The organism is Acinetobacter sp. 12966 (genome assembly GCF_031196995.1).
Classification (GTDB): domain Bacteria; phylum Pseudomonadota; class Gammaproteobacteria; order Pseudomonadales; family Moraxellaceae; genus Acinetobacter; species Acinetobacter geminorum.
This window is the reverse complement of sequence record NZ_JAVIMC010000093.1, coordinates 12,151-38,944: the sequence shown is the minus strand read 5'-3', so window position 1 is coordinate 38,944 and position 26,794 is coordinate 12,151. Positions and strand designations below refer to the sequence as shown.

Sequence of the window (26,794 nt, the reverse complement as noted above, 5' to 3'; positions counted from 1 at the left end):
TGTTTTTTCAGCACACATCATTTGTCTATCATAATTTCCAAAAGCTGAGACTGGTGCTTCTTTGATACCCAACATAAAACTTTCTATCTGGTCAATCAATTCTGCAAAACAGCTTTTTCGAGTTTGGGTCAGGTATTCTTTATTCAATATACTTAAATTGGCAAAATAATCCTGAGCGTTAACAGATAAATGTTCAGTTTTCCAAATCAACTTATTCCGCTCAATCGCTGATAGTTTTAAAAGATAATACTTTTTCAGTAGTTCCATTTTAATATTTTTAGTGGAATGAATATGGGGTGGATAGCCATTTTGTGTTAAATAACTCCTATCCCCAATCATTTCTAAAAATTTATCACTGATTCGCTGATATTTCTCCAGCTCCAACATGAAACCCAGCAGCCCATTCCAAACATTTGAATTTTCCGAAGCAGAGAAATTGCTCAGCCAGCGCTTCCCTCGATACTTTTCAGGAAATGTTCTAATTAAGTCTGAATTAAAGTTACTGACCTGAATGGTTGTATCTGGGTATAATGGTTCTAAATACTTCTTCAATAGCTTTTCCAAATCAGACTGAATTACAAACTCTTCAAAAATCCCCTTATCATCATGATTGATCAAGACAATAACAAAATATTCTAAGCTATTGCTTACCCCAACCATTGGCTTACAAATTGTATAGACGATTTCAGGTATATTTTGAAAGCTCTCCAAATGTCTATATCTATTGAGAAACAACTTTCTAAACCATGGATCAGAAGTCTCGAACTTATGATTTATTCTAATCCGCATCCCAAATGCATAAAGTAATCCTAAGTGATTGGTTAGCTCTTGAATATCACTTTTCCAGGTCTGCTCAATGTCATTAAGTCGATCCAAGAATTTATTCTCATGCGAACGCCCTCGAACCTTATTATCTCGAAGATAGACCGCATATCTTTTTAAAAGTGTAATAGACTGCTGTCTTCGTTCAGGTCCAGCAATTTTTGTCTGTAGTTGAGTTTTATCCACCTTCTCTTCGTTACGAACGGTTCTCTCACCCATGTGAGGCCCCGCTCGCATCCCCCATAAAAAGTGATTAAAAAAGACATTGTAGAGCTTGGTATGTTTATTAAATTTTTCCAAGTCAGGAAAAGTACCTAACTTATCTAAAGCCCAAAGTGCCCTTTCAATAACTACATTAGACCTACCCGAATGCTCAAATCGAGAAAGTATATTAGCTCCCTCAGTATCCAGAACATGTATCAGTTCTTCCAAATTACTGAATAATTCAATCGTGTCGTTATATAAAAATTTTTCACATTTTTTTTGCTCTACTCCCCTATCTTCATAAAATATTTTTAATAATTTAAAAAAATCTTTAGACAATAGAACATAGTTTTTCTTATTAATTTCCACAGTTAAACACCATAAACAATTGATATTTTTAATTTATAAAGATTACAAAAACAAGTTTATCACATATAAAAATATCAAATAATTATAAATTTATCATTAATAAAATTTATTTATATTTTCAAATTTATTAAAACTATTTTTCTGAATTAGTGAAAGTAGAATCTGAACAAAAAAGCCGAGAACGTAGTTTATATTTAATACACTGAAAAAAACCTACACTGAGGAGTGTAGGGTTTAAAAGGAATGTAATCCTAACTAAATTATAATTACTAGAGCTTAAAAATTATTTATAAATCAACCAACTTTTAACTTTCATCTCATACCATTTCATAATTTTCACACGTTCATCCCAGTACTGTGCACGGTTGTAAGCAGAACGGATTCGATTTTGTGGTACATGAGCAAGCTGACGTTCAATTGCATCAGGATTGAACAAGTTGGATTCATTGACTACTGTACTAAATAAAGATCTAAACCCATGTGTAGTCATTCGTCCTGCATAGCCTGAACGCTTAATTACAGCCAAGATCGACTCGCTGCGCATAGCTACGCTGTTATTTAGGCGGTGTGGAAATAACAGATCCTGATTATGTGTCAGACGCAATGCCTGAAGTTCATCTAGCATCATGTCTGTTAAAGGTACACGATGGGATAAACCGTTCTTCATACGCTCAGCAGGGATATCCCATTTACGCTCACCTAGATCAAATTCATCCCAACTCGCTTGTAGTAACTCACTTACTCGAACGCCAGTAAGCATGATCAGAATAATTGCGTGGTGGGTTTGTGCATCTGCTGGATAGGTTTGGATGTGTCTAAGAAATTCAGGCATTTCACTTTCTGATAATGAAGCTAAGTTCTTCACTTTTTTATTCTTGAGTGCATAGACCAAATCACTTGCCGGATTATCGTATCTATAGCCATGAGCTATGGCATATTTCATGACCATACCACAACGTGACAATGTGCGCTTGGCAATCTCAAGAGAACCTCTTGCCTCTATTTTCTTAATAACCTGCAAAATTTCAGGTGCTTGGATTTGATTAATTCGCTTGTCGGCAAGTCCAATATACAATTCTTCTAAAGATGCTTGGACATTGCTAATATGCTTTGTAGACCAAGTTTCCTTCTGATTCTCAAACCAGTCTTCAGCTACCTCTTTGAAGAATGGCTTAATATCTTCATGCAGTACTGACTTGGAATATTTGTATTTAAGTTCAAGTGCAAGCTCTCTTGCTTTCTTTAAACTTATATCAGGATATGGACCAAGTGACTCTGACTTACGCTCACCAAGAACAGTAAAGCGTATGTTCCAGTATTTTTGCCCGGATGGAGTCACAAGAAGTGATAGCCCATTCTCGTCTGAAAGGCGATATCGTTTTTCTTTTGGCTGCGCTTTTCTGCATTCTATATCGGTAAGCTTCATCTGTATCTACCCTTTATCGAGACTAAATTAATTGGGTAAATTTTCCCAATAATTACCCATAGAAGGCAAAAATAAGGTCAAATTAAGTCGGATGATATCGGACAAACAAGCAAATAAAAAAGCCTTTAAGTATTGAACTTAAAGGCTTTTTTATATCGGATCGAACAATCCCGAATAATATTTTGGTGGAGATGGCGGGAGTTGAACCCGCGTCCGCCAGCATTACGCTCGAGAATACTACATGCTTAGATATCGTCTATTGTTTTAACACCAAGTGACCCGACGAACAGGGTACAAGTTGCGATCCTCTAAGTTTGGTATAAAGCCCCGAGGCTTGACTCTATACGGACTTGTGTGCGTGCGCTACGGTCGGGTTCCTAAACCACAAGTATTCTAGGAAGCGGACAAACTGCCCTTAGGCAGCTAGAGCGTAAGTTTCGTCGTTTGCGACTATTAAAATGCAAATTTTATTTACGAGAGAAAATGCGCTCTCGGCATGCATCTATGAGTTTCATCACCGGCGTCGAAGCCAATAACATCCCCATGAATGTCTGAACATCATAGCATAACTAAAATAAAATGCTGTGCAATTTATCAACAGTCTGCTACTGATGAACATATTTACATAATGGAGAGCCTTTTGTTTTTTTCAAGGCCCCTCATAAAAAAGCTGCCAAAAATGACAGCTTTTTTTAAAGGTGGGTCTATAAAGCGCCATTGCCTAGCACGATCCCTTCACGGCGTGGGTCTACCCCACCTGCATATTTGCTTTGATTATTTATATTTACTTTCATAATCGTTGAAATACCGCTGGTTTGCGCAGTGTTCGATATGCCATGTCCTTTTGCTTTTAAGCCTTCAATCAGGTCAACTAAGGAAAGCTGTACATTCGAGCTATCCACATTGGTATTTTTACTATTGGTCGCGCCAAAGTTTACAAGTGAAGTGGCCTCCTGTGCATTTAAGTTCCAGTCCAATGCACCCACCAAAGTTTTAACCACATATTGAATGATGGTACCGCCGCCTGGTGAGCCTGTTGCCATATAAAACTCATCTGGCGTAGTGCCTTTAAACACTAAGGTTGGCGCCATAGTACTACGTGGGCGTTTGCCGCCTTCTACACGGTTGGCAACTGGTGCTCCAGTACTGTCATAAGGGTTCGCGCTAAAGTCAGTTAATTGGTTCGACAGCAAGAAACCATCCACCATGTGGAATGAACCCATGCTCGATTCAACAGTCGATGTCATTGAAACCACATTGCCATAGGCATCTACAATCGTGAACTGCGTTGTACCGTGTTCAATAGTGGTATCTACACCTGCTGCTGTATTAAAGTTACCTGCTGGTGCTACGCCCATACTTTGGTTCGGGTTAATCAGTGCGGCACGTTGTTTCAGGTAATTTTTATCAATAAAACTTGGTATACCCTGTGCTGGTAAAGCGACAAAGTCGGTATCTGCCACATATTTATCGCGGTCGGCATAGGCCAAACGCTCTGCTTCAGACACTAAATGCACGCCCATCACATCGGGCACACCACCTTCATTTTCAGGGTTTTTAGGTGGGTAAAGCGACATATCAAAGTTTTCTAAAATACCCAGCGTCTGTGCAACTGCAATTCCTCCCGAAGATGGAGGTGGCATGGTACAAACATAGTAACGGTCACGGTACGTCGTACAAATCGGGTCGCGTTTTTTCACTTGATAGTTCGATAAATCCTGCAAGGTCATCAAACTTGGGGTAATTGGAGTTTTTGCTGGGTCATCACCTAACGTCTGCCCTGCTTTTGCCACAATGGCTTGCGCAATTGGACCAGTGTGCAATGCATTTGCGCCTTGCGTGGCAAGTGCTTCTAGGGTTTTTGCATAGGCTTTATTGGTCATGGTTTCACCCACTTTACGAGGTGATCCATCTGGATAGAAATAGGTCGCCATTGCATTTGCATCGAGTGCTAAATTGCTTGCATTGCTTGCAATTGCATCTGCCAAACGCCCCGGAATGCGAAAACCGTTATCAGCCAAACCAATCGCTTCACCAAAAAGTTGGTTCCACTTGAGTTTGCCATGCTCTTTTTGTGCTTGTTCAAGCAAACGCATCACACCAGGCACACCAATCGAGCGGCCACTACGGCGAGCACTTGGTACAGGTGCAGGTGAATTTGGGTCATATATATTTTGGCGAATTAAATAAAATTCGTTGGCTGCTGCTGGTGCGGTTTCGCGACCATCATACGCAGTGACCTGTTTGGTTTTGGCATCGTAATACATCATAAAACCACTACCCGCAATGGTACTCGACTGTGGCTCCACTAAGCCAAGCACGGCTTGTACCGCTACGGCTGCATCAACTGCACTACCGCCTGCTTTTAAAACATCACACCCTGCTTTTACCGCAAGTGGCGTGTTTGCCACCACCATATATTTATCTGCGTATTTAACCGTGTTACCGAGTCTATAACCCGATGCACCCTCTGGCGCGGCTGGGTCACCATTTTGGTTTGAACCAACCACCACGCTTGAACCGTCTTGTGCCAGTTTGCTACAACTGGTCGGGTCATTATCTACAATTAAATTGGGCGGGGTTGTATTTGAATCATCCTTGGGCTGATCTGAAGAGGAATCATCTCCACATCCTTGTAATAAACCGACTGCTAATAAACTACTGAACAAAAATGAATATCTTTTATTCACGTGATAACTCCAATATATACGCCTGCCTATCCATGCAATTGCCATGCAAGCTTCTTTGTTTTCAGGTCTTCAGTTTTTTAATCTTTGATAAAAATAAAGTTTTAATAATATTAAATGATTAAGGGTGTTTATTTTATGCTCTGTGTGATGTCTCCTTGCTTGTTATCACACTCTTTTATAACTGATTTGCCCAATTCTGGCATGCTTTATTTCTTTAAATACAGGCAAAATTTTCTATTTATAAACTCGCTCATTTTGTAGTTGGCCTAAAAAAAAAGCACCTCCGAAGAGATGCTTTTTTTATGTTTAGTGAGAAGGCATGCCGCTGACCTGTTTGGGTTTCGGACACAGCCAAATCACCAGCCCTGCAAATACAAACACAATCGCAAATAGCAAAAACACATGGTTTGCCGACATGGTAATGGCTTCTTTATCGACTAGATTTGAAATAATTCCTAATGTCGAGTCAGCCGTAAAACCATTTTGCAAAAGTGTGTTTTGTACTTCAGTCGTATGAAGGTTTGACACCATTTCACTACGGGCAACTTTGGCATGGTCGTCCCACACGGTCACTGCAATTGAAGCACCAATTGCCCCTGCCATGGTTCTTAAGAAGTTCATAAGACCCGCAGCAGATGCAATCTCTTGCTGGAGTACCGAACCAAGCGCAATGTTCGACAGCGGAATAAAGAAGAACGGCACAGCAAAACCTTGTAGGATTTGCGGCCAAGCCAGTGCCATAAAGTCGGCATCTGTAGTCCAGAACGCTCGCATTAAGGTCACACCACCCAGCAAAATTAAACCAAAGCTCGCCAGCGCACGTGGGTCATGTTTGGTCGAAAGTTTTGCCACAATCGGTGACATGGTCAAACTACCAAAGCCCATGGTTGCAGTTAAATATCCGGCCCACGTCGCGGTGTAGGAAAGGTTCATTTGCAGCCACTGCGGAATCAGTACAATACTGCCAAAGAATGCGCCGAAGCCGAGCGACAAAGCCAGCACCGATATGGCAAAGCCCCTATGCCTAAAGACTTTGACATCCACGACGGGATGTTTGTCGGTGAGTTCCCATATCAGGAACACCACAAAGCCAATGGCGGCAGTTAAAGCTAAAACGATAATGCTGGTGCTGTTAAACCAGTCGCGTTCGTGCCCTAAATCGAGCATGAGCTGTAGTGCACCAATCCACAGAATTAACAAGCCTAAACCAACCGTGTCGATTCTTAAAGAAATCGTTTCTGTTTCAGCTACTCTTAACAAGCGCATTGCCGCTAAAACACAAACAATGCCGACCGGAATGTTAATAAAGAAAATCCAGTGCCAAGACAGATTATCACTAATCAGACCACCCAAAATTGGCCCTAAAATTGGCCCAACGACAGTCGTCATTGCCCATAGGCCCATCGCCTGTGCATGCTTTTCTTGAGGGAAAATACGCATCAGCAAAGTTTGGCTGAGTGGCATGAGCGGGCCACCGCATAGACCTTGTCCAATACGGAAAAACACCAGCATGCCTAACGAGTTTGCTAGACCGCACAAGAAAGAAAAAATGGTAAAACCAATCAGACCAAAAATAAAAACCCGAACGGTACCAAAGCGCCCTGCCAGCCAACCTGTTAAAGGTACACAAATCGCTTCTGCAACGGCATACGACGTAACAACCCATGTGCCTTGTGTACTTGAAACAGCAAGGTTACCAGTAATATGCGGTACAGATACGTTGGCAATGGTCGTATCGAGCACGACCATAAAGTTCGACAAGGCAATAACAAACGCTGCCAGTATTAAACGGCCACCGCTTAGTTCGGCAAAAGGTGTTTGCGTTTTCATAAGCGTTTACTTCGCAGATAAGTCGACTTTTGCTTCCATCGACAAGCCAACACGCAGTGGGTGTTCAGCAAGTTCTTTCGGGTCAAGTGCAATACGAACTGGTAAGCGTTGAACCACTTTAATCCAGTTACCTGTTGCGTTTTGAGCCGGAATTAAGGCAAAGGCAGAGCCTGTACCACCAGAGAAGCCCATCACTTTGCCGTGATATTCAACGTCATCACCATATAAATCTGAAGTAAGCGTGACTTCCTGACCCGGACGGACTTTTTTCAACTGACTTTCTTTGAAGTTTGCATCTACATATAAATCGTTAAGTGGCACAATCATCATCATGCTCGTACCCGGCGCCACACGTTGACCCACTTGAATATTACGACGCGTAACCACCCCATCGACTGGTGCACGTATCACGGTACGTTCTAAATCAAGCTGAGCTTGTTCAACATGGGCTTGTGCAACTTGTACATCAGGTGTTGAAGTCTCGCTTACACCCTGAATTAACGCTTCGTTTGCAGCTAAAGTACTTTCGGCAGCTTTACGACTCGAAGAGGCTTGCGCTAAACCAGCTTTAGCAAGCTCTAGTCCTGCTTTAGCTGTTTCAACTGCACTTTGTGCTTTAGTCAGTTCTTCTTTAGACACTGCACCAGAGGCAGCAAGCTGTGCACGGCGGTTGAGTTCTAAAGCAGCTTTGTCGTAGTCTGCTTGTGCTTGAGCAACCTGTGCTTTGGCACTGTTAATTTCGTCAGCACGCACCACAACCTGAGAGTTTAAAGAACTACTGTTTGCCGCAGTTTGTTTGTATTGGCGTTTTGCTTTGGCAAGTTCTGCCTCAGCTTGAGCCAATGCAATTTTGGCATCACGATCATCAATACGAACCAGCACGTCACCACGATGTACCGTTTGGGTATCTTTTACGACAACCTGAGCGACCTGTCCGCTCACCATTGAAGTAATTTGCGCGGTTTCTGCACCGACATAAGCATTATCCGTACTCACGGAGTTGTTCAAAAATAATGCCCAAATTGCATATAAAATAGCGGCGATCAATAAAATCAGCGCAAAAAAACCAAGAAATTTTTTGCGCTTGTTTTGATTGTTGTCATCCGAGGCAGATGTTGTTGGCACTGTTTCTTCTACATTGCTTTGTGCATCAGTCATGGTATGTTCCTAAAGATGAGTTGGCTTTGCCATCAATCTCGCACTACACCTTGTTATAGAGTTTTTATTTTTCTATAAACAAGACATATCGCATTGTCAAAGGAGCTAATTTTAACGCTAAAACCTCATAATATGAGAATAAAAATTTATAACTCATGCGTTCGTTCTAATTAAATTAATGTTTATCTCAAAGTTTTTATGAAAATTTTAGCTTTTCAAACACTAAAAAAAGCGCACTTGGCGCTTTTAAATGATTCAATTCATTGCTTAATAGGCATATGAAGCAATGCCGGCAGCAATCGCTTTATCTTCATCATTGACCATGGTCATACGCATGGTACAGCCCTTACGACCTAAACGTAACACTTCAGCACGGGCAATAAAATACTTACCACGCCCCGGTGCTAAATAATCTACACGCATATCGACAGTTGCCAAACGCGACACTTGCTTAATGGTTTCAGTTAAAGTTTCGGGAGTTGAACGGCGATAGAGGTGTTCCATTGCCACAATTCCACCAATACTATCGAGCAAAGTTGCAGCAACACCGCCATGCAAAATCTGAAATGCCAAATTGCCAATCAGGTTGGGTTGCATCTCAATATAGCCTTCAATGTGCCCGTCCACCACACGCATAATCATTCCACTATGCTTAAAAAAAGGAGAGCTATTAAACGCCTTACATAATTGGTTGAGAACCACAGTCAGGTCTGTTTTTGCACCTAAATGGATGTTCCCAGTCCAATTTTTCTTTTCTTCACTCATATGTTGCCTAAATTTAAAAGCATGATAAACGCCCATAATTTTGTACAAATACAGCATTATGGGGCTACAATACAGCAGTCGGTTGACAGTAATGGAATATCCGCCAACCTATCCTAGTGTAATACCGAACATCGAGATTGTTATGACTTATACGTTCAATCGTCCTGCATTTCCAGCCACTCGCATGCGCCGTATCCGTAAAAATGACCAGTTGCGTGCGATGGTCAGCGAAACACAGCTCACTACCAATCACTTGATTTATCCAGTATTTGTATTACCGGGACAAAATCAAACCCAAGATATTCCAAGTATGCCAAACATTCAGCGTTTGTCGGCAGATTTGTTACTGAAAAAAGCTGAAAGACTTCTGGAATTGGGCGTATCAAAACTGGCTCTTTTTCCAGTTACCCCGCAAGAAGATAAAAGCCTGACCGCAGAAGCTGCATGGCATGAAGATGGTTTAGTCCAAACCACGTGCCGGTTGCTTAAAAAAGAATTACCAGAAATGGTGTTAATTACTGATGGTGCCCTCGACCCATACACCACGCATGGTCAAGACGGTATTATTGATGACACTGGCTATGTGCTGAACGACGAGACTGTAGAATGCTTGATTAAACAAGCGTTAAGTCATGCTGAAGCAGGTGCTGATGTGGTTGCACCAAGTGACATGATGGATGGCCGTATTGGTGCTATTCGTCAAGCTTTAGAAGCCAATGGTCACATCTATACCAACATTATGGCCTACTCTGCGAAATATGCGTCGAGCTTCTATGGTCCGTTCCGTGATGCTGTTGGCTCTGCATCCAACCTCAAAGGTGGTAATAAATATAACTACCAGATGGACTTTGCCAACCGTGCCGAAGCTTTACATGAAATCGCGCTTGATATTCAAGAAGGCGCCGACATGGTGATTGTAAAACCGGGCATGCCATATCTGGATGTGGTACGTGAAGTGAAAGATACCTTTGGTGTTCCTACATTCATTTACCAAGTGAGTGGCGAATACGCGATGTTAGCTGGCGCAATTCAAAATGGCTGGTTATCAGACTCAGTCATTTTAGAATCACTCATGTGCTGCCGCCGCGCTGGTGCAGACGGAATCTGGACTTACTTTGCAGAAACCGCTGCTGAAAAACTCAAGGAAATGAACTAAGTTCGCAGAGAAAGGATAACACTGCATGCATATTGCAATCATTGGCGCGGGCATAAGTGGGTTAATGTCTGCGCTGGAGTTGGTTGAACAAGGCTGTACCATCAGCATTTTTGATCAACAACAAGCGGGTCAAGCAGCCTCTTGGGCTGGCGGAGGTATTCTCTCTCCGATGTACCCGTGGCGCTATGTGCATGCAGTGAACCAACTTGCTCAATTTGGCAAAGCCTCTTATCAAGCATGGAACCAAAAGCTCTACCCTGTTACAAGGATTGATTTTGAAATTCATGACACAGGCATGCTGATTTTTGATGAAGAAGATTTTGACGTTGGACTTTCCTACGCCGAGCAGCATCAAGAACCCATGCAGCGCTGTGAATATCTACAAAGAGATGCTTTAGAGCAAGTCAACCCGCATATTTCCGAACAGTTTCAAGAAGCGATTTATTTCCCTGAACTGTCTAATATTCGTAATCCACGCGTTTTACAGTCTCTGATTCGCTATTTAAAACAACATCCGAATGTTGAATTTTTTGAAAACACTCCTGTTAAAAAACTGATTCAACAGGATGATGTCATACAGGCCTTACAAACCGAAGATGGTCGCAAACATACAGCAGATCATTTTGTAATAACTTCGGGCGCATGGAGCCATTACTGGAATTCACAATTACAACTCGAAATTCCAGTCGAACCTGTGCAAGGTCAAATGTTGTTATTTAAAACCCCTGCTCACTGGTTACCAACCATGTGCATGAATCGAGTGATGTATTTGATTCCACGTATGGATGGTCATATCGTGTGTGGGTCTAGCATGGCACATCGTGGTTTCGACACTTCCACTGACGAAACAACCCAGCACAATATCTTAGAAGCGTGTTTAGAAATGGTGCCTGAACTGGCCGATTTCCCGATCGTACAGCGCTGGGCAGGACTCAGACCAAGTTCACCAAATGGCGTTCCCTACATTGGCAAAATGCCTGAAATGGACAATCTCTGGGCAAACTTTGGTCATTTTAGAAATGGTTTATGCATGGGCGCAGGCTCAGCACAATTGCTCCGTCAGCTGATGCTAGGTCAACCGACCTTAGTTGATGCCAAAGCATATTCTCCAGAGCGTTTGCAAAATAAAATCTTAGCCTGACGCCAATATATTCTCTAAAGCCATTTTTAACTGAGGATAAGCAAACTCAAATCCTTCAGTTTGTAAGGCTGCGGGTTTGACGTACTGACCATTTAAGATCAATTGAGACTGTTCGCCCAACAAACAGCGAAAAACAGTGCTTGGTGCTGACAACAATGGTTTCTTATTCAAAACCTCTGCTGCTTGTTCAACAAAAGCTTTTTGAGTCACATTTTCTGGCGCTACGACATTGTGAATTTGAGCAGATTGAGGATGTTTAAATATAAACTCAATTGCGTTTAACACGTCTCCAATATGTACCCAAACCACAGGCTGACGGCCATGACCAATTTGACCGACTAAATTGAGTCGAATAGGAAGCAACATTTTAGGCAAAATGCCACCGCCCTGCCCAAACACCACACCTAAGCGAATAATTTTAGTATTTTGTTGAGGATCTGCTAAAGCTGCTCGCTCCCACTCTTGGCAAAGCTCGGACATAAAAATAGGCTGTGGCGGGCTTTGTTCAGTACACACTTCTGCCCACTTTTCTTGATCATCTATTCCGTAATAACCAATTGCAGAACCAGATACAATTACTTCCGGAAAAATTTCAGACTGCTTGAGCCATGCATACAGTTTTCGGGTCGTATTTACACGGCTTTCAATGAGTTGTTTTTTACGTGACTCGGTCCAGCGTTTCTCGCCAATATTTGCGCCTGCCAAATTCACCACATAGTCAATTTGACGGGTCGAAATATCTTCAAACTTTTGTACCCACTGCAAGGCAGGATGGTCAGATGCCTTTCCAGCCTGCCGTGTCACAGCAATCACGTTATAATTTTTTTGTAGCAGGAACTTAATTAAATGCGTTCCGATAAAACCACTTGCACCTGTAATTAATACATTCTTATTCATATTTCCTCCTAAGCTGAGGATTCAAGTTTTATTTAATTGTATAAGACTCATTTATATTTAATCGTATGAGTTTTCGTAGTGATCTATTACACGTTAAACATTTTGTCAGCCATTCGCTGTGCCTGCTTGCCATAAAACCAGTAGGTAATTAAATAAAGCGGAATAGCTAACATTAAAAGCATAATCACCATAATGCTTAAAAACTGAGGCTGTTTGAGGTAAAGCATAAAGTTCTGCAAAATCTCAGGGTCTTTTCTTGCAAATAAAAACAGACCAAATAAAACACCACACAAGTTATAGCCCCAAAAAATCAGGGTAAAACCCAAAGTAAATTTCTTTTTTTCTGGTACAGTCGGGGCACGGCGTTCTTTCTTTAAAAATTTAAATAAGACAAAAATCATTGCGCCTAAATATGGAACGGCTGTTAAAATACCACCTACACTCGCTGGTAATAGTGCTGCAACAACACCTACAATTAAGGTAAGCACAATGCATAAACCAAAAAACCAGAGAAAGTAAGAACGTAATTTGGTCATATTTTTGCCTAATTTATGGGTTCAAAAAATAATTATAAATTTTTTTCGATTTTTTTTCATTTTTCTGTCAACCAATTCGAATCTCTTGACGTTATATAGGGTAATAAGGTCGCAGCAACCGAATACTTCCTTTGCACGGCATCCGCAAAATTGTTTCGGTGACCTTTCATTACGACTCTTTCCTTCCTTCGGATTAGGTTTTGTTAGCAGCCGAAACCCTTGATGAAGTTTTTGACCGACGATTCTCTCATCACTCGAATCGTCGGTTTTTATTTTCTAGCACTTTCATTTATTTTACGCTCACCATACACAATAGTGCTTTCGTGGCGATAAAGGCTATGCTTATACTTTTTGCACCATAAAAATATGTTTTAAATAATATGAACAACATTGCCTATTTTGAAATCCAGTCTTCAAACCCTGCCCGCGATGCGCAGTTCTATCAAGCTGTGTTTGGTTGGCAATTTAAACTCGATGAAAGCTTACCAATTGAATATTACCGCATAGAGACACCTTCAATTATGGGTGGACTATTAAAACGCCCTGCTCAAACACCTCCAATGGAATATGGCACCAATGCATTTACCTGTTCGGTTCAGGTGGCAAACTTTGATGAAGTGGCTGCAAAAATTTTAGCGCAAGGTGGCATTGTCGCAATGGATAAATTTGCTATTCCGGGCCGCGCTTGGCATGGCTACTTTGTCGATTTAGACCACAACGTTTTTGGTATTTTCCAAGTCGATGAAAATGCAGCTTAAAGATCTTATTTAACGACTCTATTTATTTTTAATGTATAGCCACCGCCTTTTTATCGGTGGCTATTTCATATTAGTTATTCAGCAAAGCTAAAACTCGCTTCACATGTAATTGGAAAATTCACCGAATTGGCGATCATACATTCGTGATGTGCTTCTTCGTGCAGTTTTGCTGCAAGCGCTTGGTCTGCACCTTTTTCTAAAACAACCTCGGGCCTTAAAATAATTTGAGTAAAGTGACCACGTTTAACCGGATCTGCATCTTCCATAAACCCCAGTGCTTTGTCGACATAATTCAGCACATGAATATGATTGACTGCACACAGGTGTAAATACCAAAGCTTATGACAAGCTGAAGCTGATGCCACCAATAAATCTTCAGGGTTCCATCTGCTCACATCGCCTAAATAGGCAGGGTCTGATGAACCTTGAATTGTGGCCTTTTGCGGATGCTGAATACTAAAGTCTCGTTTATATGAACGATAAGATGAAGTGCCTGTACCCGTATTGCCTTCCCACTGTATTTTTACTTCGTATTCGTGAATGGTCATTTTTTTCTCAAAGTTCAAGGTTTGAGTCGATAGTAACAAAGCGGCGTTTAAAGTGAAAAATTTAATTCAAGTTTCAACTTAGGCTTAAATAACGAGCACTTTAAAATGTCTTGATAAAATCTCCTGCCAATTTATGCTAACGTATCTGTGTTTATTTTGGCTTGATGTCTGTTTCTATGTCCGTACATTTTCTACATACTTCTGACTGGCATTTGGGGCAGTTTTTTTATAATCATTCACGCCACTACGAACACCAACAATTTTTAAGCTGGTTACTCACTCAAATTCAAGAAAAACAACCACATGCCCTACTCATCGCCGGCGATATTTTTGATGTGATTAACCCCGGTTCTCAAGCACAAAAACAACTCTACCAATTTTTAGCAGATGCTCATCGGCATGCGCCGCACATGCAAACACTCATGATTGCGGGTAACCATGACTCAGGCTACCGTATTGAACAGGTCGAACCACTCTTAGAAAAATATAACGCAAAAACCGTGGGCGTGGTTCGCTGGAATGAAGATAAAACCTTAGACCTCGATCGACTACTTTTACCTATCTATAACCAAAATCAAGATATTGTGGCGTGGTGTCTTGCCCTACCTTTTTTACGTTCGGCCGAAATTACGGGTTTTAATGAACATACCACTAACAGTAAAAATGCGATTGCCTATTTGCACCAGCAACTCATTGCTGAAGCCAAACGTCGCAAGACACCAGACCAAGCGCTTATTTTGATGTCACATGCCCACATGCAAGGTGGAGAAACATCCGACTCTGAACGCCCAATTATTATTGGTAATGAAGAGGCGCTTTCAACAACTTTGTTTGAAGATGCTGTCGACTATGTCGCTTTAGGGCATCTACATAAACCACAAAAAGTAGGTCAGCCACACATTCGTTATAGTGGTTCGCCCATTCCACTTTCTTTTAGTGAAGTTAACTATAAGCATCAAGTGGTTGAGGTCAAAGTTGATCCGACTCAAGACACAGACAGCCGTTTGCAATTTGAAGCTGTCGAAATTCCACGTTGCATACAATTGCACCGTATTCGTGGTGAGTTAAACGAGGTACTGCAACAACTCAAAGCCTTGCCTCACGGCGTGATTGAAAATATTGACCACCGTGAATATGTCGATATTGAATATTATAGTTTAACGCCGCCGCAGCCTAATCTACGTCAGCAGTTTGAAGCAGCCCTACCACCTGACCGCTATCGTTTAGTTCGTATTTCACGTCAATATGTGAATAAAGACGCGACCGATTCAAATACTACTCAGCACATTGCTCTTGAACCACCAACACCAGAAAAACTCTTTCAAAATATTTGGGAAAAACAAGGTTACAGCGCCGATGATGCTGTCTTAAAAGATTTTCTAAGCCTGGTACAAGAAGCACAAAAACATCTTGAAAATGATGCAACCCCTTAAGGATATGTCATGAAAATTTTATCCATTCGAATAAAAAATCTGGCATCTCTTTCTGATGAACACTTTATTGATTTTGAAAGCGCGCCTCTCGCCCATGCAGGCCTGATTGCAATTGTAGGGAAAACAGGCGCAGGTAAGTCAACCATTTTAGATGCCATGTGTCTGGCTTTGTTTAATCGGGTACCTCGCTTGAAAGACAGTGATGGCAAATTAAAAGATGTTGATGGTTCTGAGTTACTGACCAACTCACCTTTAACTGTCTTACGCCGTGGTACAGGACATGGTTTTGCTGAGCTTTGCTTTATTGCACAAGATCAAAAACGTTATTTGGTACGCTGGGAAATTAAGCGTGCGCGTGAAAACCCAAATGGTAAATTACAAAGCGTACAACGCCATTTAAAATGTCTAACTGATGGTGTAGTACTTGCCGACAAAGCCAAAGCAGTTGATGAAAAAGTTAAACAAATTACCCAGCTTTCTTTTGAACAGTTTACTCGTGCTGTACTACTTGCCCAGTCAGAAGTGACCGCGTTTTTAAAAGCACGAGACAGCGAGCGTGGTGAGTTACTTGAGTACCTGACCAACTCCAGCATTTTCGCTAAAATTGGTGAACTGGCTTTTCGCAAAACGGCTGATATTGCAAAGCAGCGTAAACAGCTTGAAGAGTTTTTAGGCCATATCGAAATTTTGTCTGATGAAGATATTGCGGCTTTTACCGAACAATATCAGCAAGCCGAGCAAAACCATCAACAGTTAGAACAACAAAAAAATGTTTTAGACAAACAGCAACAATGGTTTGAACGTAAAGCAAAACTTGAGCAAGAGGTTCAAGCGAAACAACAACAGTTTCAAACCCAGCAAAATCACCATCAGCAATTGGCTGGTGAGCGTGAGCAATTAAAACGACTCGAAGTTTTCTCTGAAATACGCCCACAAGTTTTTCAACAAGCTCAAAATTTACAAACGCTACAACAACTTGAGCCGCAAATTCAGCAAGTGCAAACCAAGTTTAATGAGTTGGTGCAAATTTTTGAAACCAGACAAAAACAGTATCAACTCGCAGAACAAGAGCTCAAACAGACACTCGATTTTGAGCAACAACATCAACAAGCTTTAAATCAAGTTCGACAGTCCATTCAAGAACGTGCCTTTATTGCCGATGAATATAAAAAGTGCAAAGAAAAGAAAAATGTACTTGAGCAGAAACTCAGTCCACTGCAACAACAGCAAAATACTGTGCAACAGCAGATTGCACATCTTGAGCAGAACCAAGTTTATCTACAACAACAACTTACCCAGACTCAGCAATATGCGGTATTAGATAAAGGCCTTTCAGCACATCTGCATCAACTCGGGCAATTTATTCAAAATTACCAAACGATTGAACAACAGCTCGGTAATCCTACCCTTGCTCGCCAAAAGCTATCGGAAGCTAAAAGTGAAGTTGAACAACTCACAGCTTCACTAGGTACAGTTGAACAAATTGAGTTAAAACTTGAGCAACAGCGTAAAGACAAAGATCAAAAGCTTGCTCAAATCACTCAGTTAGATCTGATTCAACAGAAAATTAAAATTTATCATGAGCTATACGCTGAGCTTCAGCAATTCTCTGAAAAACAAACCCAAGTCTCAGCCCAAGAGCAGCAGCTTAAAACTGTTTGCCAGTTAGCTGAACAAGACTACCAAACAGCAAAAACTGAACGTGAAAAGTTACAGCACATCCTGCAACAACAGCGTTTACTACACACCGAAAATATTGAGCAGTTACGTGCCAATCTTAAAGAAGGTGAAGCTTGTTTAGTGTGTGGAAGCACACATCATCCCTATCGTGTGGATGACAGTGCAGTTTCCAAAGCTTTATTCGATTTGCAGCAACAGCAAGAGCAACAAGCTATTGTACTCGAGCAAACTACATTTAATACGTGGCAAACCCAACAACATGCACTTAATCAGTGCCGTGCCGAACTTGAACAGGTTCAGAAATATCTAACTCAACTTCAGGCAAAACAAACAAACTTACAGCAAGAACTTGAGCAAGCGCTTAACCTCAATCAGTTACAGATTGAGCTTAATCAAGCTCCTGAACAAATCTTGCTAACGCTGAACGAACTCAGACAAGCCTCGCAAACTGCCATAAGTTCATTTGACTCAGAAAACGTGCGTTTAGCCCAAGCGATTAAACAACACAATCAGTTCGTTCAATCTATTCAGCGTAATGAAAGTTTGCTTAATACAGCACAGCAATGGCAACAACAAGTTCAACATATTGTTGAGTGTTTATCTGAAGCCGAACAGCACGCATGGCAGCAAGCAAGTAGCCAAACAGCTAAGCAGACTTGGTCAATTTTAGACGTACGTGCTAAGCAACTTGAGCAACAAGAACAGCTTTCACAGCGTTTTGAACAGCAACAACAAGAACTTAAAATGTTAGCTGCCAACCTTGAGCAAATGACTAAGCAAATTGATGAGATCGATCAAAATCTCCAAGAGATTACGCTTAAAGGTCAGCAAAATAATGAAAAAGCGGTATCGCTCATTCAGCAAATGACAGGTCGCTCGGATATTAAACCACATGAATGGTTAATTGAGCATGACGCTAAACGTCAGCAGCAACAAACGGCGTATCATGAAGCTAAACAACGTTTCGAACAAACCAGACAACACTTTGAACAGCAAAAACAATCACTCGACCAACTCAAGCATCAACATCAACACACTGCGGGGCACCAGCAGCAGATTCATGAACAAATTCAAATCTGGTTAAAAACCCATGCTGATTTTCAAGCCTCTGATCTTACGGCGCTCATGCAAATTAATTCCGCCCAAGAGCAAGACATTCGTAACCGTCTTAATCATGCCGAGCGTCTATTAAGTGAAGCTTCTTCTGCCCTTAAGACCATGCAAGAGCAATTAAGTGAGCATTTACAAACTCAGCCAGATATCGAATATGAAAAGCTTGTTAGCCTCATTCAAGACAATATTGCAGAGCTTAAAGCACAGCTTGAAGTACGTGATCAACTGAAGCTTAAGCTCGAAGTCCATCAGCAAAATCTGGCTAAACAGCAACAATATGCCGAGCAAATTCAAAATATTCAGCAAGAAGAACATCGCTGGAGCAAAATTTCAGGCTTGATTGGTGATGCCAAAGGAAAAGAGTTCCGCGACTATGCCCAGCAATATCACTTAGATATTTTAGTTGAACACGCCAACCAGCAACTGGCGATGCTGTCTCAACGTTATACACTAAAACGTCTAGATCAGTCTTTAAGCCTTGCGATTATTGACCACGATATGGATGGAGAAACCCGCTCTGTTGCATCTTTATCTGGCGGTGAATCATTCTTAACAGCGCTTGCCTTGTCTTTAGCGATTGCCAATATGGCCTCGGGTTCAATGAAAATTGAATCGCTGTTTATTGATGAAGGCTTTGGTACTTTAGATGCTTCTTCTTTGCACATGGTGATGAATGCTTTAGACCAATTGCAAAATCAGGGACGCCAAGTCATTCTCATCTCACACATTCAAGAAATGCATGAGCGTATTCCTGTACAAATTCAGGTAAAACCACTCGGCGCGGGTGCAAGTACCATTGAAGTCGTAGGTTAAAACTAAAAAGCCCCGACATCCTGTCGGGGCTTTTTTAGATTCTGCGTTGGTATAACTCCTGTCGTACCTGTATGCATCCATTCATCACTGTTTATTGTTATTCTTAGAAACATCCTGTTTCCTGATGAGTTCATAGTACGAAAAAAGTATTGTCTACCATAGCCGCAAAAGGCCGCAATTTCTGTAAGAAATCGCTTACATCAGCCTTTTTGCGAATAGTCTCTAGCACCAAATAAGGCTGTTCCTACACGAACCATGGTTGAACCAGCAGCAATTGCAGCTTCTAAATCACTCGACATTCCCATACTTAAAGTATCCCAATCTTGTGGGTGGGCATGTTGGTCTTTCACAGCATCAAACAAGGCTTTAGCATCTGCAAATGCAGCAGTATTGTCAGGTGCTGGAATGACCATTAAACCGCGTAACTTGATTTTTGGTAATTGACTGATTTGAGCAACCAGCTCGGCAACTTCATCTGGTGCACAACCATCTTTACTGTCTTGCCCATCAATATTGACTTGCAAACAGATATTAAGCGCAGATTGATCATCGCCACGTTGGTTAGATAATCGCTCGGCAATAATTGAACGATCTACACCATGTACCCAATCAAATTTCTCGGCCAAATGCTTCGTCTTGTTGCGTTGAACATGACCAATAAAATGCCATTCAATATCTAAATCGTGTAAAGCTTCGATTTTTTCCAAAGCTTCTTGCAAATAGTTTTCGCCAAATGCTCTTTGTCCTGCTGCATACATTTCACGCAAACTTTCACTTGGATGTGTTTTCGATACGGCTAAAAGTTGTACGGTTTCAGGCGCACGTTGAGCATGTTCACAAGCACTTTGGATTTGCTGTAATACGTGCTGACGCGCATCTTGCAGGTAATTCATTGACAAGGTTCTCATTTTCAAAAAACTTTTTTGCTTTTCACCTAAAGCGAGGTGTTGGTAAGCCTCGGTGAAAGCCGTATATTATTCTACAAAATAATGACATATTTTGATTTACTTGGGGAAATTATGGATATTACAGAGCTACTCGCCTTCTCTGTGAAAAATGGCGCGTCCGATTTACACCTATCTGCTGGCATGCCACCAATGATTCGCGTTGATGGTGAAGTCCGTCGCATTAACTTACCTGCTCTAGATCATAAAGATGTTCATCGTTTGGTCTACGACATCATGAATGATAAACAGCGTCGTGACTACGAAGAAAAACTCGAAACCGACTTTTCTTTTGAAGTGCCCAACGTTGCTCGTTTCCGTGTAAACGCATTTAACCAAAACCGTGGTGCGGGTGCAGTGTTTCGTACCATTCCGTCCAAAGTACTCACCATGGAAGATTTAGGCTTAGGACAAATCTTTAAAGACATTTGTGACTATCCTCGCGGGATTGTACTGGTGACAGGTCCAACAGGTTCGGGTAAATCAACGACGCTTGCAGCGATGATGGACTACATCAACGAAAATCGTTATGACCACATTCTAACGGTTGAAGACCCTATCGAATTTGTACACCAATCTAAGAAATGTTTGATTAACCAACGTGAAGTGCATCGTGATACACACGGCTTTAATGAGGCCCTACGTTCAGCACTGCGTGAAGACCCAGATATTATTTTGGTCGGTGAGATGCGTGACCTCGAGACTATCCGTTTAGCGCTTACTGCTGCCGAAACAGGTCATTTGGTGTTTGGTACGCTGCATACCACTTCTGCTGCGAAAACCATTGACCGTGTGATTGATGTATTCCCTGCCGAAGAAAAAGACATGGTTCGTGCCATGCTCTCTGAATCATTACAGGCTGTAATTTCACAAACCCTGCTTAAAAAGAATGGTGGCGGACGTGTCGCAGCTCATGAAATCATGATTGGTATTCCTGCCATTCGTAACCTAATTCGTGAAAACAAGGTCGCGCAAATGTACTCAGCTATTCAGACTGGCGCAAATCATGGCATGACCACCCTCGACCAAAGCTTAAAAAATCTGGTGTCTCGCGGTGTGATCAGCCCTCAAACAGCTCGTACTGCTGCCAAACAGCCTGAATCATTCCTATAAAAATAACTAGAGAATAAATATGGATTTTAATGACCTACTCAACCTTATGGTTGAAAAAAAATCATCCGACCTCTTTATTACAGATGGCGTTGCACCATCGATGAAGATTAACGGGCAAATTGTTCCCATTTCAAAAAATAGTCTTTCAGGCGAAATTATTGGACAACTATTACATTCCATCATGAGTGAAAAACAACGCAAAGAATTTGCTGAGACTCGTGAATGTAACTTTGCCATTATGAACCGTGATAAAACTGCCCGCTTTCGTGTGAGTGCTTTTCAGCAACGCGACATGCCAGGCATGGTATTACGTCGAATTGAAACTAAAATTCCTTCAATTGATGACTTGCAATTACCACCTGTGCTTAAAGATTTATCGATGACCAAACGCGGCATCATTATTTTTGTAGGAGCAACAGGTACAGGTAAATCGACATCTTTGGCTTCAATGATTAGCTATCGGAACCATAACTCTAAAGGTCATATCATTACCATTGAAGACCCGATTGAGTTTATTCATGAACACGCTGGCTGCATCATTACCCAACGTGAAGTCGGGATCGATACAGACTCATTCGAAATTGCCTTAAAGAATACTTTGCGACAAGCACCCGATGTAATCTTGATTGGTGAGATTCGCTCTCGTGAAGTTATGGACTACGCGATTGGCTTCGCCGAAACAGGTCACCTTGTATTAGCCACAATGCATGCGAACAACGCCAACCAAGCACTTGACCGTATTATTCACTTCTTTGAAAGTGACCGTCATAGCCAGCTCTACATGGATTTATCACTTAACTTAAAGGCCATGATTGCACAGCAACTTATTCCAACGCCTGATGGTAATTCGCGCCGTGCAGCGATTGAGATTCTCATTAACTCACCACTAATTTCAGACTATATTCGCAAAGGCGAAATTCATGAAATTAAAGATTTAATGAAACGCTCACGCGAACTCGGTATGCAAACTTTTGACCAAGCACTGTTTGATCTTTATAAGTCAGGCCAAATTACCTACAAAGATGCATTAAAACATGCCGACTCACCAAACGATTTGCGTTTAACAATTAAGCTTGCCGAAGAAAGTCCTGATCAAATTGCAGGCACAAATCAGCATTTAACCTTCGACCGACAGTAATTTCTTCATAAAAAAAGGAAGGTTAAACGTAACCTTCCTTTTTTATTTGTTTTCTTTGTGTGAAAACGATTATTTCTTGCGCAGCACTTCCTGACATTCAGGTTCGTTACAGTAACCGTAAAGATTTAATGAGTGACCCGTTAAGGTAAACCCATGTTGCTCTGCTACAGCATGCTGCTCTTTCTCGATAATATCATTAGTAAATTCAATAACTTTGTTGCAATTATGGCAAACCAAATGATCGTGGTGATCTTCTTGCATAATTTCAAAAACAGAATGATTGTTTTCAAAATGGTGGCGCTGAATGATACCCGCAGCTTCAAATTGTGTTAACACACGGTAAACTGTCGCAAGGCCGACATCTTCCCCTTGTTCTAACAAAGTCTTGTAAATATCTTCAGCGCTAAGATGATGTTGTTTTGAATTTTCTAATAATTCCAAAATCTTAATTCGTGGAAGGGTAACTTTAAGTCCAGCTTTGCGCAAATCTTGATTGGAAATAGGCATGAAAAAAGGTCTCTCAACAAATCTCAAGTTGGAATAGGCAATAGAATTTAGATGAAGTATGATCTATCCTTTGATCAAATGCATCATAATTTATTGGGATAGTGTAGCAAAATGCAAAAACTCGTGCTGACGTTATTAGTCACTTCACTCCTTGCTGGTTGTTCAATCTTTGGTGTTTATAAGGTTGATATTCCTCAAGGGACTCCATTGACCAAAGCTCAAGCCTCTCAAGTACAAGTCGGCATGAATTTCCAGCAAGTGCGTTTTTTGCTTGGTAGTCCAACAGTGACTGATCCTCTAAATCCTCTACGTTGGGACTACATTTACAACTATATCCCGGGAACTTATGCTAAAAAAGCTAAAATCCCCGCAGCACATGGTCAGCATTTAAAAATTTACTTTGATGGAACTGGTACTGTAACTAAAATTGAAGGTTTAGAAACTATTCCAGAATCGCAACCAGGTTTACCTGCTTCTAAAGAAGCGATTTTAACTGCACCACCACTATAATCGTTTTTTCTAATAAAAATAAACCCCTCAAGTGAAATACTTTGAGGGGTTTTGTTTATGGGGCTTATTGCTTAAAACGATTACTTTTAATATATCGCCCCACAGGGTTTTTCTCAGCGCGTTTACGACGTATATCTTTGGGATTGATCGTTAAAGGTCGATAAACCTCAACTCGATCACCAGCTTGCAAAATCGCATGTGCTTCAACTTTTGCACCAAAGATGCCAAGTTGTAATGGCTCAGGCAAACTGACCTGTGTCTGCAAACCACTCATCTCAACTGCTTGTAATGCAGTCATACCAGCTTCAAATGGAATAGCAACTAAAAACTGTTGCTCTGGAGCTGCATAAGCAACCCACACTTGCTGAGCTTTTTCCATCAGATAATTTGTCCAATTACCGCAATCATGGCAATCACAATTGAAAGCGGCAATACAATACGTACCGCAATGCGCCATAAGTTATAAAACAACTCATTGCTAAAATTCATAGATTTACGCAAATGGCTAATTTTCATAATCCAGCCAGCAAAAATGGCATAGATCAAGCAAATGAGTAATCCCCAAAGCATCAAAATCAGCGTAAAGATATTATGAAGCTCAGGCACAGCCCAAACAGCAATTGCTACAACAATAATCACCCACTGTAAAATAGGCATAAGCTGACGCTGAGCAAGCTGCTCTCTAGCCAATTGGACAAATAACGCTGTTGTCATTACTGCGGTAAAGATCCAAGTAAAAACAGGAAGCTGTGCTTGTAAAGAAAAGAAACCGAAGGCAATCACAGCAATGAGCTGAGCTAACCAGATTGGAAGAACAGTTTTCGTTGCTCCTTCTTGTGGCTGAACAGCACCTACACTATTTTGCCAGTAAAGCCCTAAACCTAGCCCACTCGCAACAAGTGCAAGTACAGTTGCATTACCCCACTCTTTAAACTCAACATTGGTCCAATGCCAAGGCTGTAAAGTCGTTCCCATCGTGTTAGCTAAAACAAGAGAAGCAATTACACCAACCGTCATCAGTAAAATTAAAATCTGACGTGGAATAAGGGATAAAATGAGGGCCACAACAGCAAGGCCAGCAAAAACAAGTTGCCCTGAAACACTATTATTAAGCTGTGTAGTCAGTAAATTGCCAGCAGTACTTAATACATTACCTGCTAAAAATGGAATAAAAATAACCGCAAGCCAGCCAACCAAACGCCATTTTGGGGAACTATCTGCTTCACGAGTTAAACTTGATAAAGCATTTAAGGCTGTAGTCTTCGACCGTTTTGCTAACGCAATTTCCAAATAACAAACTGGTAGTGCCAATAACAACATTGTGCCTAACCACAATAACCAGAAATCGAGTTGACGATCAATCTGGATGCCCATCGTGGGTGCCAATGTCGCCATAATGATGAAAGATAAGCAAAACGCCATCAGGGGCGATAACCATCGTGACATAGGTATGTCCTGCATTATGCATTCCTTGAAAAAGACTAGAGATATTTTGCCCGTGTCATGCTTGAAAATCAAAGTTTGCTCAATAAAAAAAGCAAACTACCGAAACGATAGTTTGCCGCGCTAACTGAAATTATGATTTATTTTTATTTCAGGTTATGAGAAAAACCGAGCAAACCAGTTTTTCCCTTTCTTTTTTTCTTTTTCTCTAATAATTCCCATCATATTTTCTTTTACTGCTCCTACATAATCGGCATCATCATGTTGAATATGGTTAATTAACCATTTAGCCAAAATTTCTTGTAACTCTGATTCAATCGTATGACCCATTTCAAAACGTTCACGATATAATTCTATTTTTTTAATAAATAAATCATGTACACGTTTATGAGGTACACGATATTTATAATCAGCTTCCTCTTGCAAACTTTCTTCGAAAGTAAAATGTGATTGCGTATAATCGATAATATTGTCTAATACATCTTTAACTCGACGTCTATCTTCATCATCTTTTACATCATCAATTTCATTAATATAATCAAGTATCCGTTTATGTTGTTCATCAATAACATCAATACCCGTATTATATTCTGAAGCCCATTTCATTTTCATACATCTCCCCAATGATGCTTAATGATTGTTGCATAAACTGCATGATATATTTAAAGAATATAAATAAAAACAAACCTAATTTGTCGGCTTTAGCCCATAAAAATTATATTCAACACAAGTTATTGTTTTTAAATTATTTAATTAAAATTAACCAACTAAAATAATAAAGTATTTTTTAAACAAACTATTTTATTATTAAATGATAAAAATATATAAACATCCTTATTCATATATTTTAAATGTATTTTATATTAATACTGATCTGCGCACGTAATACGTTTTAGTTCAGGATTTTCCTGTTCACGTTTTAATCTTTCTACAAAAGTAATCGCCTTTTTAATTGGTTTACCATGTTGAAATAAAATCATTTCACCAGGTTGATAAGCTGTCCAATTTTCATTATGTGTTAAAGGTTCAGTTGTTATTACTGCCACACGATCTTCAGGTGTGGTTACCTGACTAAAATCGACTTCAACATCTAAATCAATTAAATGAGCATGATTAAATGGATATTCACGAACGAGCCAATGTAATTTAGTAATGGCATAACTAAATAATGCTTTGCCATTAGATAGGCAATAATTAAATGTGCCGTATTCTGCAATTTGCGGAGAAATCTTTTCTAATACTTCAAATATCTGTTCAAGACTTGGTTCTTCATAGCCAAAAGCTTCAACGAGTTGATCAAGCAAATAACAAAAAGCACGCTCGCTATCGGTATTACCTACTGGCGTGAAACGTCCACTTAGTGGCGGATTAAAGTCATGTAAATCGCCATTATGGGCAAAAATCCAATGCCGTCCCCACAACTCTCGAATAAAGGGATGAGAATTTTCTAAAGTAATTTTACCTTGAGTAGCCTTACGGATATGAGCGATCACATTACGTGATTTAATAGGATAATTACGAATGAGATCGGCAATTGGAGACTCAACTGCTGATTGGTTATCAACAAATAAACGGCACGCCTTATCTTCGAAAAATGCGATGCCAAATCCATCACTATGATCTGAGGTAATTCCTGCACGCTGTGAAAAACCACGGAAGGAAAAAGTGATATCCGTTGGTGTTGCACAATTCATTCCTAATAGCTGGCACATATCGCTTTTTAAACTACTTCTAATTATCCCATCTGCTCTATTGTGCATGAGAGTAAAAGTGCTTGCAAATCTCAATATGTGCTGGCTA

General features: G+C 40.7%; 23 protein-coding genes and 1 other RNA gene. 8 read left to right on the top strand and 16 right to left on the bottom strand.

Annotated features, from left to right (window positions below):
* From RFW85_RS14370 to RFW85_RS14340, 7 genes are all read right to left on the bottom strand, one after another.
* Positions 1-1,395, bottom strand: a 1,395-nt coding sequence (locus tag RFW85_RS14370; protein WP_309171630.1) for a hypothetical protein, incomplete at its 3' end; no start/stop codon positions are given.
* 283 nt (positions 1,396-1,678) lie between these two features.
* On the bottom strand, positions 1,679-2,821 hold the full coding sequence (locus tag RFW85_RS14365; RefSeq protein ID WP_130118775.1) for a tyrosine-type recombinase/integrase: 1,143 nt from the start codon (positions 2,819-2,821) through the stop codon (positions 1,679-1,681).
* Between the two features lie 183 nt (positions 2,822-3,004).
* Positions 3,005-3,364: a transfer-messenger RNA gene (gene ssrA, locus RFW85_RS14360) on the bottom strand.
* Positions 3,365-3,525: 161 nt separating this feature from the next.
* On the bottom strand, positions 3,526-5,511 hold the full coding sequence (ggt, locus tag RFW85_RS14355) for a gamma-glutamyltransferase (protein WP_309171629.1): 1,986 nt from the start codon (positions 5,509-5,511) through the stop codon (positions 3,526-3,528).
* Positions 5,512-5,817: 306 nt separating this feature from the next.
* A complete protein-coding gene (locus tag RFW85_RS14350) occupies positions 5,818-7,341 on the bottom strand; it encodes a DHA2 family efflux MFS transporter permease subunit (RefSeq protein ID WP_309171628.1) in 1,524 nt (507 codons plus the stop codon).
* Between the two features lie 6 nt (positions 7,342-7,347).
* Complete coding sequence (locus tag RFW85_RS14345; protein WP_170249648.1) at positions 7,348-8,499, bottom strand: EmrA/EmrK family multidrug efflux transporter periplasmic adaptor subunit; 1,152 nt, start codon at positions 8,497-8,499, stop codon at positions 7,348-7,350.
* Positions 8,500-8,766: 267 nt separating this feature from the next.
* Entirely contained in the window at positions 8,767-9,264 is a 498-nt protein-coding gene (locus RFW85_RS14340; protein ID WP_002121786.1) for a thioesterase family protein, read from the bottom strand.
* A 142-nt stretch (positions 9,265-9,406) separates the two neighbouring features.
* Here RFW85_RS14340 and hemB point away from each other — a divergent pair, with 142 nt between their 5' ends.
* Together hemB and RFW85_RS14330 are read left to right on the top strand one after the other, a co-directional pair.
* On the top strand, positions 9,407-10,420 hold the full coding sequence (gene hemB, locus RFW85_RS14335; RefSeq protein ID WP_005042595.1) for a porphobilinogen synthase: 1,014 nt from the start codon (positions 9,407-9,409) through the stop codon (positions 10,418-10,420).
* 25 nt (positions 10,421-10,445) lie between these two features.
* Positions 10,446-11,561, top strand: a complete 1,116-nt coding sequence (locus RFW85_RS14330; RefSeq protein ID WP_170249649.1) for an FAD-binding oxidoreductase — start codon at positions 10,446-10,448, stop codon at positions 11,559-11,561.
* Here RFW85_RS14330 and RFW85_RS14325 read toward each other — a convergent pair.
* Positions 11,553-12,458, bottom strand: coding sequence for a TIGR01777 family oxidoreductase (locus tag RFW85_RS14325; protein ID WP_170249650.1), 906 nt, complete (start codon positions 12,456-12,458; stop codon positions 11,553-11,555). The two genes, RFW85_RS14330 and RFW85_RS14325, sit on opposite strands and share 9 nt — an antisense overlap.
* Positions 12,459-12,544: 86 nt before the next feature.
* Positions 12,545-12,994, bottom strand: coding sequence for an ABZJ_00895 family protein (locus RFW85_RS14320; protein ID WP_002121708.1), 450 nt, complete (start codon positions 12,992-12,994; stop codon positions 12,545-12,547).
* Between the two features lie 380 nt (positions 12,995-13,374).
* Here RFW85_RS14320 and RFW85_RS14315 point away from each other — a divergent pair, with 380 nt between their 5' ends.
* Entirely contained in the window at positions 13,375-13,752 is a 378-nt protein-coding gene (locus tag RFW85_RS14315) for a VOC family protein (protein WP_170249651.1), read from the top strand.
* A 74-nt stretch (positions 13,753-13,826) separates the two neighbouring features.
* Here the strand turns inward: RFW85_RS14315 and RFW85_RS14310 are convergent, their stop codons facing one another.
* Positions 13,827-14,300: an OsmC family protein gene (locus RFW85_RS14310; protein ID WP_216076597.1), complete on the bottom strand. Its 474-nt coding sequence runs from the start codon at positions 14,298-14,300 to the stop codon at positions 13,827-13,829.
* A gap of 164 nt (positions 14,301-14,464) precedes the next feature.
* On the opposite strand from RFW85_RS14310, the gene RFW85_RS14305 reads away from it, so the two are divergent.
* Positions 14,465-15,733: an exonuclease SbcCD subunit D gene (locus tag RFW85_RS14305; RefSeq protein ID WP_170249653.1), complete on the top strand. Its 1,269-nt coding sequence runs from the start codon at positions 14,465-14,467 to the stop codon at positions 15,731-15,733.
* Between the two features lie 9 nt (positions 15,734-15,742).
* Positions 15,743-19,339, top strand: coding sequence for an AAA family ATPase (locus RFW85_RS14300; RefSeq protein WP_309171627.1), 3,597 nt, complete (start codon positions 15,743-15,745; stop codon positions 19,337-19,339).
* Positions 19,340-19,539: 200 nt separating this feature from the next.
* On the opposite strand, the gene RFW85_RS14295 is transcribed toward RFW85_RS14300, so the two are convergent.
* A complete protein-coding gene (locus RFW85_RS14295) occupies positions 19,540-20,232 on the bottom strand; it encodes a YggS family pyridoxal phosphate-dependent enzyme (RefSeq protein ID WP_130127841.1) in 693 nt (230 codons plus the stop codon).
* Between the two features lie 126 nt (positions 20,233-20,358).
* Between RFW85_RS14295 and RFW85_RS14290 the strand changes: the two genes are divergently transcribed.
* Entirely contained in the window at positions 20,359-21,396 is a 1,038-nt protein-coding gene (locus RFW85_RS14290) for a type IV pilus twitching motility protein PilT (protein WP_002121749.1), read from the top strand.
* A 19-nt stretch (positions 21,397-21,415) separates the two neighbouring features.
* Positions 21,416-22,534: a PilT/PilU family type 4a pilus ATPase gene (locus RFW85_RS14285; protein ID WP_032037409.1), complete on the top strand. Its 1,119-nt coding sequence runs from the start codon at positions 21,416-21,418 to the stop codon at positions 22,532-22,534.
* 69 nt (positions 22,535-22,603) lie between these two features.
* Here the strand turns inward: RFW85_RS14285 and fur are convergent, their stop codons facing one another.
* Positions 22,604-23,041 (bottom strand): ferric iron uptake transcriptional regulator, encoded by a 438-nt coding sequence (fur, locus tag RFW85_RS14280; protein WP_016141990.1) that lies wholly within the window; start codon positions 23,039-23,041, stop codon positions 22,604-22,606.
* A 111-nt stretch (positions 23,042-23,152) separates the two neighbouring features.
* On the opposite strand from fur, the gene RFW85_RS14275 reads away from it, so the two are divergent.
* Positions 23,153-23,551: an outer membrane protein assembly factor BamE gene (locus RFW85_RS14275; protein WP_002121740.1), complete on the top strand. Its 399-nt coding sequence runs from the start codon at positions 23,153-23,155 to the stop codon at positions 23,549-23,551.
* Between the two features lie 64 nt (positions 23,552-23,615).
* Here RFW85_RS14275 and RFW85_RS14270 read toward each other — a convergent pair whose 3' ends face one another.
* The 4 genes from RFW85_RS14270 to RFW85_RS14255 all read right to left on the bottom strand — a co-directional run bounded on the left by RFW85_RS14270 (position 23,616) and on the right by RFW85_RS14255 (position 26,706).
* Positions 23,616-23,930: an RnfH family protein gene (locus tag RFW85_RS14270; protein ID WP_170249656.1), complete on the bottom strand. Its 315-nt coding sequence runs from the start codon at positions 23,928-23,930 to the stop codon at positions 23,616-23,618.
* On the bottom strand, positions 23,930-24,997 hold the full coding sequence (locus RFW85_RS14265) for a hypothetical protein (protein WP_170249657.1): 1,068 nt from the start codon (positions 24,995-24,997) through the stop codon (positions 23,930-23,932). The genes RFW85_RS14270 and RFW85_RS14265 overlap by 1 nt, the downstream gene beginning before the upstream one ends.
* 153 nt (positions 24,998-25,150) lie before the next feature.
* On the bottom strand, positions 25,151-25,606 hold the full coding sequence (locus tag RFW85_RS14260) for a bacteriohemerythrin (RefSeq protein WP_170249658.1): 456 nt from the start codon (positions 25,604-25,606) through the stop codon (positions 25,151-25,153).
* Positions 25,607-25,857: 251 nt separating this feature from the next.
* Entirely contained in the window at positions 25,858-26,706 is an 849-nt protein-coding gene (locus RFW85_RS14255; protein ID WP_170249665.1) for a class II glutamine amidotransferase, read from the bottom strand.
* Positions 26,707-26,794: the final 88 nt, after the last annotated feature.